6 protein-coding genes are annotated in these 13,360 nt (G+C 44.4%); 4 read left to right on the top strand and 2 right to left on the bottom strand.

Annotation, left to right across the window (positions count from 1 at the left end; translation table 11 throughout):
- Window positions 1-93: 93 nt before the first annotated feature.
- Both OSCI_RS01440 and OSCI_RS01445 read left to right on the top strand, forming a co-directional pair.
- Window positions 94-3,360, top strand: coding sequence for a non-ribosomal peptide synthetase (locus tag OSCI_RS01440; protein ID WP_007353060.1), 3,267 nt, complete (start codon window positions 94-96; stop codon window positions 3,358-3,360).
- Between the two features lie 229 nt (window positions 3,361-3,589).
- The gene (locus OSCI_RS01445) at window positions 3,590-8,632 is read left to right on the top strand and encodes a type I polyketide synthase (RefSeq protein WP_007353061.1); all 5,043 of its coding nucleotides are present in this window, start codon (window positions 3,590-3,592) and stop codon (window positions 8,630-8,632) included.
- Window positions 8,633-8,748: 116 nt separating this feature from the next.
- On the opposite strand, the gene OSCI_RS01450 is transcribed toward OSCI_RS01445, so the two are convergent.
- Together OSCI_RS01450 and OSCI_RS28105 are read right to left on the bottom strand one after the other, a co-directional pair.
- A complete protein-coding gene (locus OSCI_RS01450) occupies window positions 8,749-9,354 on the bottom strand; it encodes a thylakoid membrane photosystem I accumulation factor (protein WP_007353062.1) in 606 nt (201 codons plus the stop codon).
- Window positions 9,355-9,422: 68 nt separating this feature from the next.
- Window positions 9,423-9,800 (bottom strand): DUF29 family protein, encoded by a 378-nt coding sequence (locus OSCI_RS28105; protein WP_071592460.1) that lies wholly within the window; start codon window positions 9,798-9,800, stop codon window positions 9,423-9,425.
- 229 nt (window positions 9,801-10,029) lie between these two features.
- On the opposite strand from OSCI_RS28105, the gene OSCI_RS01455 reads away from it, so the two are divergent.
- Both OSCI_RS01455 and OSCI_RS01460 read left to right on the top strand, forming a co-directional pair.
- Window positions 10,030-11,106, top strand: coding sequence for a FecR domain-containing protein (locus OSCI_RS01455; protein ID WP_007353064.1), 1,077 nt, complete (start codon window positions 10,030-10,032; stop codon window positions 11,104-11,106).
- Between the two features lie 53 nt (window positions 11,107-11,159).
- Window positions 11,160-12,998 carry a CHASE2 domain-containing protein gene (locus OSCI_RS01460; protein ID WP_007353065.1) on the top strand — a complete coding sequence of 613 codons (1,839 nt, stop codon included), beginning with the start codon at window positions 11,160-11,162 and terminating at the stop codon, window positions 12,996-12,998.
- Window positions 12,999-13,360 lie beyond the last annotated feature (362 nt).

Below are 13,360 nucleotides of genomic sequence, written 5' to 3' on the forward strand. Positions count from 1 at the left end.
TCTTCCTCCTTCCTTCTCTCCTAGATAACTAAAGCTTCTTCCTCCTTCCTTCTCTCCTAGATAACTAAAGCTTCTTCCTTCTTCCTTCTTCTTATGAGCGATCGCTATTCCTATAAACTATCACCCATGCAACAGGGGATGCTGTTTCACCACCTCAAGGCGGAACAATCCGGGGTGGATATTGAACAGGTACTCTGTCATCTTCATCACGATCTTAACGTTGCAGTTTTCCAACAAGCTTGGGATCTCGTCATTGAGAGACATACTACCTTAAGAACTAGCTTTGGGTGGTCGGAAACAGGGGAACCGTTGCAAACAGTACATCCCCAAGTAAACATAGTAATCGAACTTCAAGACTGGCGAAACTTATCGGAGAGCGATCGCACTCAATCTCTCCCTACCTATCTGCAAAGCGATCGTCAACGTGGTTTTACTCTAGCAGAACCTCCCTTGATGCGTCTAGCCTTGTTCCAGCAAGGCGAGGCTGACTACCAGCTAATTTGGACATTCCATCATATTTTACTAGATAGTCACGCGATCGCCACTGTCTTAAAAGAAGTTTTCACTTTTTATGAGGCTTTGTCTCAAAAACAAGAATTACAACTAGCCGCACCCTATCCTTATCAAGACTACATCGAATGGTTACAAAAGCAGGATCTATCGCCAGCCGAAACCTACTGGAAACAAACCTTTAAAGGCTTCAGTACACCCACTCCGCTAATAGTCGATCGCCCCTCTGTTCAAGATAGTATTCAAGCCAATCGGATAATAGAAACAATTCGAGTTTCACCCTCTATTACTTCTAGCTTAAAAGCTTTATACCCAGCCAATAAGATCGCTCTCAATACGATTATTTTAGCAGTGTGGGCACTGCTACTCAGTCGCTATAGTAGTGAAGAAGAAGTCTTATTTGGTCATACTAGAACTTGTCGCCAAGGAACCCTCAAAGGTGCAGAAACAATGGTGGGTTTCTTGAGCAATTCTCTACCTTTACGAGTCAATGTCTCACCAGAAAAAACCATAAAAAATTGGCTAGAAGCGCTCCAAAATCAATTGGAAAAATTGCAAGACTACGAACATACTCCTTTGATTGAAGCGATTGCTTGGAGCGATATTTCCAGTGGAACTTCTTTATTTGAAAGCCTTGTCACCTTTGAAGATGAACCGATTAACTCGCTCTTACAAGGTCAAGGTGGTGATTGGGTTAAGCGCGAATTTCAACTCCTAGAACAAACTAATTTTCCCCTCAATCTTTACGGATACGGTGGCGAAGAACTTTTACTCAAAATTGAAGCGGATGCTCAACGCTTTGATGGCGATACAATAGTTAGAATGCTAGGGCATCTGAAAACTTTACTAGAAAATATAGCCGCTAATCTCGATCGCCCCCTAAAGGAATTACAGTTACTAACTGTAGCTGAAAAAGAGCAATTATGTCAATGGAATCAAACCCAAACAGAGCATACGAACTACTGCGTTCACCAATTGTTTGAGCAACAGGTAGAACGTACACCTGATGCTATTGCTATTACCTTCCCTTCCCAATCTCCTGACTCTTATTTAACCTATCAACAACTCAATGAACGAGCTAATCAACTCGCCGATTACTTACAGGAATTAGGCATCGGGCCCGATATCTTAGTTGCCGTTTGTCTGGAACGATCTTTAGAAATGGCGATCGCGATTTTAGGTATTCTGAAAGCAGGCGGTGCTTATGTTCCCATAGATCCAGCTTACCCTCCAGAAAGGTTAACATTTATGTTAACTGATACCCAAGCCCCTGTCATTCTTACTCAGTCCCAATTAGTTGACAATTTACCCTCCCATCAAGCTAAAACTATTTGCTTAGATACAGACTGGTCAACCCTCAGCCAAAAAAGCAAAACTAACCCCATTAATCGAGCTAATCCTCATAACTTAACCTATGTAATTTATACATCTGGATCGACTGGTAAACCGAAAGGTGTAGCTTTAGAACATCGAGGTTTAGTTAACTTAATTTTGTGGCAACTTCAAAACTCTGGTCTCAGCGTTCAAGCCAAAACTCTACAATTTGCTTCTCTGAGTTTTGATGTCTCATTTCAGGAGATTTTCTCAACTTTATGTGCTGGTGGAACCTTAGTTTTCATTACCGAAGAATTGCGGAGAGATGCGGGTAAATTATTAAGCTTCCTGATGGCACAATCAGTTGAAAGGCTTTTTCTTCCTTTTATTGCCTTACAGCACCTTGCAGAAGCGGCCCAAACCTACGAATTAGTTCCTACTACGCTGCGAGAAATAGTCACGGCGGGGGAACAATTACAAATTAGTCCGGCAATTTCTTACCTGTTTTCTCAGATCAAAAACGCCACATTGCACAATCATTACGGCCCTTCAGAAAGTCATGTAGTTACTGCTTTTACCTTAACAGGTTCGCCTACTAATTGGCCCGCACTTCCCTCTATTGGTCGCCCGATTAGTAATACTCAAATGTATGTACTAGATCGATACTTGCAAAAAGTACCAGTCGGTGTACCAGGGGAATTATATATTGGTGGGGTGAACTTAGCAAGGGGTTATCTCCATCGCCCCGACTTGACAGATGAAAAATTTATTGCTAATCCCTTTTTAGAGGAGTTGGAAAGCAAAGATTTCAACTCAAGACTTTATAAAACAGGGGATTTAGCTCGCTACCTTCCTGATGGAAATATTGAGTATCTGGGTCGGATTGACAATCAAGTTAAAGTGCGGGGATTCCGTATCGAATTAGGGGAAATAGAAACGGCACTAGCGACTCATTCCGCAGTTAAACAAGTGGTGGTAACAGCCCGCGAAGATGAACCCGGAAATAAACGCTTAGTAGCTTATCTTGTCCTGAATACTGAACAACAAATTGCCATTAGTGACTGGCGAAAGTTTCTCCTTGAGAAACTCCCAGACTATATGATTCCTTCAATATTTATCACCCTAGATCGCCTACCACAAACTCCTAGTGGCAAGATAGATCGCCGATCTCTTCCTGCGCCAGATATGCAGCGGCCGCACTTAGAACAGAGTTACGCGGCTCCGCAAAATCATTGGGAATCAATACTTGCCAATATCTGGTGCAAGCTGTTAAAATTTGAGCAGGTTGGTATTGATGATAATTTCTTCGAGCTTGGTGGTAATTCATTGCTCAGCCTTCAAGTAGTTGCCAAAGTCAGGCAAGAACTTAATATCGATCTACCAGTGGTAAAAGTATTTCAGTATCCTACTATCAGTGACTTGGCAAAATACCTCTCTAGTCAGGGAAAAAATGAGGTTTCTGCATCTGAACAGTTTCAAGAGCGAGGAGATAAACAAAAGTCAGCAATGGCTCGGTTTCGTCCTACTAGGAAGTGATTGTTAGACTATTATAGTTAAGTAACTCCACCTAATTTTGTAGGATGGGTGGAGCGAAAGCGAAACCCATCTTAGAAGGCAGAAGGCAAAAAGAAAAAGTAGTTTTGAGTAGGTAGGTTATAGTTAACCGTTAACCGTTAACAAAGAGTTGGGTTACGCTGCGCTTCACCCAACCTACATTTTGTAGAAACGATCCATGCTGTAGAAACTAAAGGAGATCAATAACTTAATGACTAATTCACAAGAATATGAAGGTGTAGCAATTGTCGGGATGGTTGGGCGTTTTCCAGGCGCAACCAATCTCGATGAATTGTGGTCGAATTTATGCAATGGTGTTGAATCGACGACATTTTTAACTGATGCTGAACTTGACCCCAGTATTGACAGCCAACTAAAATCTGACCCAAACTACATCAAAGCGAAAGGGATTATTAAAGATGCGGATAAATTTGATGCGGATTTCTTTGGGATAAATCCCCGCGAAGCGGAAATTATCGACCCGCAGCAGCGAATTTTTCTAGAAATGGCATGGGAGGCTTTAGAAAAAGCGGGTTGTAATCCTGACACTTATAAAGGTTTAATCGGTGTATTTGCCGGAACGGGAAATAACACTTATTTCGCTAATAATGTTTCTAAAAGACCGGATTTAATCGAAGCGATCGGTGCATTTCAAGCAATGGTCGCCAATGAAAAAGATTTTTTGACTACCCGCACTTCCTATAAGTTAAATCTCAAGGGGCCGAGTCTTAATATCTATACTGCTTGTTCGACTTCCTTAGTCACAGTTAGTAATGCTTTCTACAGTTTACTGAGTTATCAATGCGATATGGCGATCGCAGGTGGTATCTCCGTCACCGTTCCCCAAAATAGCGGCTATTTGTACCAAGACGGGGGAATGTTTTCTAATGATGGCTATACTCGCTCCTTTGAAGCAAACGCCCAGGGGACGGTATTCGGAAATGGTGCAGGGGTGGTGGTACTCAAGCGTTTAGAAGATGCGATCGCCGACCGCAATTATATCTATGCTGTGATTAAAGGTGCGGCCACCAATAACGACGGCGCGGGAAAAGTGAGCTTCGCCGCCCCCAGTGTAGACGGTCAAGCAGGCGCGATCGCAATGGCCCAATCTTTTGCCGGCATAGAACCCGAAACTATTAGCTACATCGAAGCACACGGAACTGCTACACCCCTGGGAGATCCGATTGAAATTGAGGCCTTAACTCAAGTTTTTCGCGCTCAAACTCAGAAAAAACAATTCTGCGCGATCGGCACCATTAAAAGCAACTTCGGACATATAATCGCAGGTGCGGGCGTTGCTGGTTTGATTAAAACCGCCCTTTCTCTTCACCATAAACTCATCCCGCCTACGCTGCACTTTGACAAACCCAATCCCAAAATTGATTTTGCCAACAGTCCCTTTTACGTCAATGCCACTTTATCCGAATGGAAAGCCGGCCCCACACCTCGACGGGCCGGTGTCAGTTCCTTCGGCGTAGGGGGTACAAACGCCCATGCAGTCTTGGAAGAAGCGCCCCCAGTTACACCCTCTGGCCCCTCTCGTCCTCGGCAATTACTCTTACTCTCAGCGAAAACCCCATCGGCCTTAGATGCGGCCACAGCTAACTTACGGGAATACTTGCAGCAAGACCCCGCACTCAATCTCGCGGATGTTGCTTACACCCTCAAAGTCGGTCGCAAACCCTTTAATCATCGCCGCTTCGCGGTCTGTAGCAGCCGAGAAGATGCCTTACAGGTGCTAGATAGTCTCCCTCCCCAACAGTCGGCCACGCGCCAGACAGACGGCAAACAGCGCCCGATTGCGTTCATGTTTCCGGGGCAAGGGTCGCAGTATATCAATATGGGCTTGAATCTCTATGAGACTGAGGCTGTATTCCGAGACACAGTAGACGAGTGTGCAGAACTGTTGAAACCCCATCTGGACTTAGATTTGCGGGATATACTCTACCCTGACGGTGGCGATGCTGAAGCCGCAACGACTCAGTTACGCCAAACTTGTTTTACCCAACCGGCTTTATTTGTTGTTGAATATGCTTTAGCTCAACTGTGGATGAGTTGGGGGATTCAACCTCAAGCGACCATCGGTCATAGTATTGGTGAATTTGTTTCCGCCTGTCTAGCTGGGGTGTTTTCGCTACAAGATGCCTTAATGTTAGTGGCGACAAGGGGGCGGTTGATCCAGAGTCTTCCCACTGGTTCCATGCTATCAGTGGCCCTACCGGCCGCCACTTTAGAACAGCGGTTGAGTGCGGAAGTGGCAATTGCAGCGATTAATGGCCCCTCTTTATGTGTAGCATCGGGGGCAACAGATGCGATCGCAGCCTTAGAAAGCCAATTAGCAAGCGAAGGTATCACCTGCAAACATTTACATACCTCTCACGCCTTCCATTCACCGATGATGGAACCCATCATCGACACCTTTGCTAATTATGTCCGACAAGTAGAACTTAAGCCACCACAAATTCCCTTTGTTTCTACTGTTACTGCTAGCTGGATTACAGCAGAACAAGCAACAGATTGTCTATACTGGGCAAAACATTTGCGGCAAACAGTACGCTTTGCAGAAGGAGTACAGGAATTATGGCAAAACGATTCTACCCTAATTTTATTGGAAGTTGGCCCTAGAACAACGGCGGCAACCTTAGCTCGCAAACAAGCCAAAGACTTGAAAAAACAAGTCGTAATTTCTTCCCTCAGCGATACCGCAGTTAATAATAGTGAATGGTCAGCTTTATTAACTGCCGTTGGACAACTTTGGCTGGCGGGTAGGGCGATCGACTGGGAGAGTTTTTATGCTGAAGAAACTCGCAGTCTCATTCCTTTACCCACCTATCCTTTTGAACGGAAACGCTACTGGGTAGAACCTATTGCTAGCATCCCATCAGCAGCCGAAGTTGCTGTCACCTCCGCCCAAAAAGCGATAGATTCTCAGCCCCCATTACCATTACCCATTACTCATTCTTCATCCACCATGCAAACATCCCTAGCGAATCAAACTAAATCGCGCAAAGAGAGAATTTTCCCCTTATTACAAGAAGTCATCGAAGAAACTTCGGGGTTAGAAATTGATATTGCTGATGCTGCAACCTTATTCGTAGAATTGGGAATAGATTCTCTAGCTTTGACGCAAGTGGGAACTGCTTTGCAGAAAAAATTCAACATCAAAATTACATTTCGTCAGTTATTAGAGGATTTCCCCACCCTCGACAGCTTAGCAGAATTCCTAGATGGAAATTTGCCGCCAGAAGTCTTACCCGCCCCACAGGAAACCGCACCAATTTTATCACAAACTGTCAGCGAATCAGCCCCGCCGCCACATCAAATAACCAGACAAGAAAATCAAAACCAATTGCCAGTCACCAATTACCAATTACCAATTACCAACTACCAAGTACCCATAGCAAATACTCAACCCGGTTCTCTAGAATCCGTCGTAGCTCAACAGTTGCAATTGATGTCCAAGCAACTAGACTTGTTGGGAAATAATCATTCATCTTCCCTACCATCTGCACTGCCTGTTTCTACTCCTCAAACTATCCAACAGTCGCCTCCAATCTTATCACCTGCTCCGATCGGTAATGGCAGTAGTAATGGCACTAGCAGCGCCCCCACATCACAAAATTCTCCCCCACCAACCGAAGAGAAAAAACCCTTTGGTGCTGCGGCGCGAATCAACACTCAGGGAAGAGAATTAAATTCCCAACAACAAGCAAAATTCGAGGCATTTGTCAAGCGATATACAGCTAAAACTCCCAGCTCTAAAAAGTACGCTCAATCCCACCGCCACCACCTCGCAGATCCGCGCACAGTCTCAGGTTTTAATCCCACTTATAAAGAGATTGTTTACCCGATTGTAGTCAATCGTTCCTTGGGTTCCAAACTTTGGGATTTAGACGGTAATGAGTATCTAGATTTAACCAACGGTTTCGGCTCTAACTTTTTTGGATATTCCGCACCCTTTATTGTCCAAGCAATTGAAGAACAACTCAAACAAGGTTATGAAATTGGGCCGCAAACCCCTCTGGCTGGAGAAGTTGCTGAACTGATTTGCGAATTAACTAAGCTAGAGCGCGTGGCATTTTGTAACACAGGATCGGAAGCAGTTTTAGGTGCGATGCGCCTAGCCAGAACCGTAACTGGACGTAATAAAATCGCCATTTTTTCAGGTGCTTATCACGGCATTTTTGATGAAGTAATCGTGCGGGGAACGAAAAAATTACGGTCAATTCCCGCCTCCCCAGGAATTATGCCAGAAGCAGTTGAAAATGTGTTAATCGTGGATTATGGCGAACCTGAATCTCTGGAAATTTTAAGAAATCATGCCGATGAATTAGCCGCGATTATGGTAGAACCAGTCCAGAGTCGCCGTCCCGATCTTCAACCCAAAGAATTCCTGCATGAATTGCGACGAATTACCGAAAAATCGGGTTCAGCTTTCATTATGGATGAAGTGATTACTGGTTTCCGAATTCATCCCGGCGGTTCTCAAGCTTATTTTGGCGTGGAAGCGGATATCGCCACCTATGGCAAAGTAGTTGGTGCTGGTTTACCGATTGGGGTAATTGCTGGCAATCGCAAATTTATGGATGCTCTCGATGGTGGTTTCTGGCAATATGGCGACAGCTCATTTCCTGAAGTTGGTGTCACCTATTTTGCGGGTACTTTTGTCCGCCATCCGCTGGTATTAGCAGCGGCGAAAGCAGCTTTAGAGTATTTGAAGCAATGCGGGCCCCAGTTGCAACAATCGCTCAATCAAAAAACCAATAAATTAGCGGCGGATCTCAATGGTTTGTTTGAGCAATTGCAGGTTCCCTTCCAAGCGAAAAATTTTGGTTCTCTTTTTAAAGTTATCTACCCGCCAGAATTTGTAGAAGGAGAATTGCTATTTTACTGGTTGCGGGAAAAGGGAATTCATATTTGGGATCACCGTCCTTGTTTCTTGACGATCGCGCATTCAGACGCAGAGCTAGAATTTGTAGTCGCGACGTTCAAGCAAAGCATTGTTGAAATGCAAGCCGAAGGCTTTTTGCCTTCACCAGGTAACGGTAGTAAGGCTCTTGAGTTAGCGGGAAATGGTCAAAAACAGGGGTCAGGAGCAAATGGTAGCGCCTCCCCTCAACCACCGGTTCCCGGTGCAAAATTAGGACGAGATCCGAAGGGAAATCCGGCTTGGTATATACCAGATCCAGAAAGACCAGGAAAGTATTTACAGGTAGGAGAGAGCCTTTTACAGTCCAAGGCGATTTCACTGTAAACAAGACTTATGTAACGCCGTCGTCCTGGTGGTAAAGATACCACCGGGACGACGGCGTTACGAAGTATGCTTTAAGTCCTGACTTTATAAGAAATCCCCTGACAGACCGGGGAGTGTCAATTCGACAACTCAGTATTGAACTCATTCACCCTTCGCCGTTTGAGCTCGACAGACTCACTACGGGGAAGCAAGTTAAAGACTTCTCGGAAAGCATCATCTACTTGCTCGAAGGGGACGGCTCCCTTGATGTTGAAAGCAACTTTGCCAGACTGATCTAGTAACACCGTTTGAGGGACAACGCCTTCGTAGTAGTGGCTCGGTTCTGTAAGCGAGTCTAAAGGTTTAGCAGGGAGGGAATCAACGCTGACGGGGATAAAGTCAGCGGCGCGGCCATAGTATTGCTGGAGGTTGGAGACTACGGTGGTATATTGCTTGCAATCGCTGCTGTCATCCAAATAGAACACCAGCAAGGCTGGTTTGCTGCGTTGAAAGGAATCTGTAAGGGTGACTCTGGGAGGTACGAGAGAGCCATTACCACCGTAGAGAGCGAAGATATTGCCGTCGAAGCGATCGTCGTTGATGCCGGCAAAAGCTGCCGGTGTGAATGCTAGCAGGCAACTAAGTGCAACTGCGAGGGTTAACAAGCAGGGTAAGATGCAGTATCGCCAACTGCGGCGGAAATTAGTGGTAATGGTTAGGCGTTGAATCGCAGAAGGAGTCATAGGTTGTTGCTAGTGTTGCTGATGAGGCGAAGTTCCCTTGCCTCTACTTTATTTTTATCTGTTTGGGGCTAACGTAATATTAAATTTAAGGCTAAATCCAGAATTTGCTCTCGGTTAACCAGTTGTTCTAACTCTTTAGCTTTGTACTGCCCTGCTTCCACTTCTAGAGAAGCTTCGTTAATAGCTTGCTGATATGCTTCTTCTAGAGATAGGCGCAATTCTTCAGGAGGCAAATAAACGCCCCCTGCTTTACGACGCTTATTTAGTCCCTGAATTTTTAAAACAGAATTGGGAATAGATACTTCCCAGGAGCGAGTTGAACGATTTTCGGCTTGCTGTTTAATTAAGTGTAGCAGTAGAATTACAGCATAAATAATAATGTTATTAATTATGTCAGATTGGCTTATATCTTCAAGTTCTTCAACGATGGCTAATGACCCTTTAATATCACCTTAATGATGATCGTATGACTTTTATCTTTATAGTTGCCATTTTTAACTGATTTTTATATTTTAGCGCTCTCAGTGCGGACTCCGCTTGCTCTATCCCAAAGATAGGCAAGAAGCATATCCTGCGATCGGGGTGGGACAATAGAAATATGGTCTAATTCCTGATTGGCGGCGTTGGGAAGCGAAAAGTGGGGGTATTTACAGTTAAACATGACAAAATTTAGACATGAATAAACTTCTTACTTACTGGCGCTTATCTAGAAGCGAGATACTGACCTTATCTCTAGCTGTTCTGGCTGCCTTGTCGATTATGCCTGAAGCGATTGCTAGCCCTGTTTCTTCCTCCCCCAAACAGCTACTAAATGCTAGTAAATTTCTCGCCCCACAGATCCCAATACCTCGATCGATTGTCTCAAATTTCCCTAACTCTACTCCTGTTGATATTATAATTGGACAGGGTGCTTCAGAGCGATCGCTCTCTATACAGGAACTTCGCGGTACTGCTACTATTGGCGGTAGAGCGGCAAAAGTAGGCGATCGCTTATCCGCTTCTGACGATGAACTTGTCACTGGTAATGACTCTATAGTTACTTTGGTAATAGACAATAATTCTGGAATTGTTGAAGTTGCAGAAAACACTGCTGTCAAAATAGAAACCCTATCAGCAGACGCAGCTAATCCAGTTACAGCTATTTTTGTCAGTAAAGGGCGAGTTAGATTATCAATAGCATCATCTGCTAGCAAATCTTCCAGTTCTAGAGCCTTGAATGGAGTTAGTGAAACTCGCGTTGCGGGTCTTAATAACTTGACAGGAATTGGTCAAATATACGAAGTCGCACAAGCTGCCAATTCTGCTAAAAATGCTCCTGTCAGAGTGCGGACTCCCAGGGGAGTTGCTGGGGTTCGAGGCACATCTTTTGGTGTTAATGTTGGGCCTGATGGTAAAACAGGGGTTGATACAATTGAAGGTGCAGTAGGATTTGCGGGAATGCAACAGGAAGTTGCTGTTAATGCTGGTTATTGGAGTGTAATTAACTTCGGAGGTGAGCCAACTTTTACCAAAGAAAATCCGGCTTTAAGTATACTCAGAATCCGCAGTTTGTCAAGAATCAGTTCGCGGACTTTTCGGTTATTTGGTCAAGTTCAACCGATGGATTTAGTATATGTGAATGGGGAGGCGATCGCAACTGATGCAGAGGGTAAATTTAGAATAGAAGGAGATATGCCTCTTAGCCGTCGCCTGAAGGTGACAGTGCGAGGGCCATCAGTGAGAGAACGAGTGTATGAATTAGCAGTTCCCTAAATTAGCAGTTATTAATAAATAACCCAAGACTCAAAATTAATCTAGGGACTGGTATGAATTTTAAAGATTGGATGGTGCATCTAAAAAAAACAATTTCTGTAGTTCAAAAATATCTAGCAAGTAATCCTCCTTGGCTAACAGGCGCGATAGCAGCAGTTGTTTCTGTAGGAATGTTACAGTTAGGTGCTTGGAGACCTCTAGAATATTTGGGCTACAAAACTTTATTTCAACTTCGCGATCGGAGTATTATTCCTAATCCTGGTTGGGATCGGAGAATTGTCGTAATCGGAATTGACGATCGCAGCTTGCAAGAATATGGTCAATTTCCTTGGTCGCGCGATCGCTACGTGCAATTACTAGAAAGTTTGAAAAAAAGTGCGCCAACTGCTATTGGTTTTGATATTCTTTTCATCGATCCTAGCCCAAAAGATGCTGAATTAGCAGCAGCAATAAAAGCTAGCGGTAATGTGGCGCTCGCTAGAACGGGGGATGAGGAAAACTTAGTACCAGAAATCAAAGCAGCCGCACTTTTTGTTGGCGATATTTTGCACGAATCAGACGCAGATGGTATCAGCCGTAGAGCTAACCTTTGGTTCAATGGTACTCCCAGTTTTAGTTCGGCATTGATTCAAATTTATAATATCCATAATCCGGGTAATCCTATACTTTTGCCTCAGCCAATTGTAGGAGTAGAACAACAAAAAGTAGCGGTTAACTGGCCGGGGAAAACTAGGTTTTTAACGACCTATGGATTTAGCGATGTTGTAGCCGGAAAGATTCCACAAGATGCCTTTACTAATAAGTTGATTTTAGTCGGATTTGTAGCTGAAGGTTTGGACAGGGTGCGGACACCTCTGGATCGCACGACGGCTGGGGTTTATCTTCATGCTGCTATGATTGATAATTTGCTTAATTCGAGGCTACTAAGACGAGTACCGAAAGTTTGGGAAATTATTTTGTTGCTAGGCATTGGCCCTGTTACCAGTTGGATTTTATTCCATCGAGATGTTAAGGAAAGAACTACGATCGCGATTGGTTTGCCTACAGCTTGGTTTACCGTCGCTGCTTTATTATTTGGCTTCTCTCACTGGTGGATTCCCATTGCCTCGCCTATCGGTACAATTATCTTAGCTGGTATTGCTTTACAAGCACGAGAACAATATGAAAAGCAACAGTTAATGCGGCTATTTGAAAAGCACGTTGACCCGGAAACGGCCCAGATGATTTGGAAGCGGAAAGCTGAAATTTTTCAACAAGGGGAACTCGAACCTCAAGAAGTTACAGCCACAGTTTTATTTATGGATATCCGCAGTTTTACTACTATCTCTGAAAAAATGCGACCGCGAGAGTTGCTTACCTGGCTGAATACTTATTTGGAGGCGATGACAGACTGTATTATGAATCGCGGCGGCGTTGTGGACAAATATATTGGGGATGCGATCATGGCTGTTTTTGGCGTTCCTTTTTGTCATACCGAAGAGAAAGAAATTGAACAAGATGCTATGAATGCGATCGCCGCCTGTATAGATATGCACGAACGTCTCAACGAACTCAACAAACACCTCAGAGAAGAAGGCAAACCTCTAATTAAGTTTGGCATTGGTCTTCACACTGGTCAACTGGTTGCAGGCAGCGTCGGGGGTGCGAGGCGGCTGAACTATTCTGTCATCGGCGATGCTGTCAATGTCGCGGCGAGGTTGGAGGCAATGAATAAGGAAGTTACTTCGGATAGTCCCTATAATCTATTAGTGACGGAGAGGACTTTTGACTGCGTGCGCGATCGCTACGAAGCCCAAAAAGTAGGTTCCATTCAACTCCGAGGCAAAGCAGAAACAACCGTAGTTTACGCCATTCTCGGCGAAAAGCAACTTCTAACCAAAAGCGAAACTTGAGCCTTGACAATTTACCTTTTATACCCATTCTCTTTTTTGCTTGACAATTTACCTCCTTTACCTATCCCCTAACATGAAAAAATTGTTACAAACTATTACAACAAGACTAATAATGTGAACGTCATGCCTGAAAATACTGTGCGGGAGGTAGTTAGCAAAAAGGACTCGCACCTTGAACTGACGGCCCGACATTTCCCAACACAAAACCCCCAGCCCCAACCCCAGCCTAACTTGCAAAAGTAGGTGAGCGCAGGTCATCTGTGGTATTGTAAACGACAGCATTGTGCGCGACTTGGACAAACGTACCAACATCGCAAACAAACGTTAAAACTCCAAGCTTTCACAGCCTGGAACCTTTCACC

This window comes from Kamptonema sp. PCC 6506 (genome assembly GCF_000180455.1).
Taxonomy (GTDB): domain Bacteria; phylum Cyanobacteriota; class Cyanobacteriia; order Cyanobacteriales; family Microcoleaceae; genus Kamptonema; species Kamptonema formosum.

Excerpts from the sequence above, each read along its gene's own strand:
- OSCI_RS01460 (WP_007353065.1), top strand. The coding sequence starts at position 11,160 with ATGAATTTTAAAGATTGGATGGTGCATCTAAAAAAAACAATTTCTGTA.
- OSCI_RS01450 (WP_007353062.1), bottom strand. The coding sequence starts at position 9,354 with ATGACTCCTTCTGCGATTCAACGCCTAACCATTACCACTAATTTCCGC.
- OSCI_RS01455 (WP_007353064.1), top strand. The coding sequence starts at position 10,030 with ATGAATAAACTTCTTACTTACTGGCGCTTATCTAGAAGCGAGATACTG.
- OSCI_RS01445 (WP_007353061.1), top strand. The coding sequence starts at position 3,590 with ATGACTAATTCACAAGAATATGAAGGTGTAGCAATTGTCGGGATGGTT.
- OSCI_RS01440 (WP_007353060.1), top strand. The coding sequence starts at position 94 with ATGAGCGATCGCTATTCCTATAAACTATCACCCATGCAACAGGGGATG.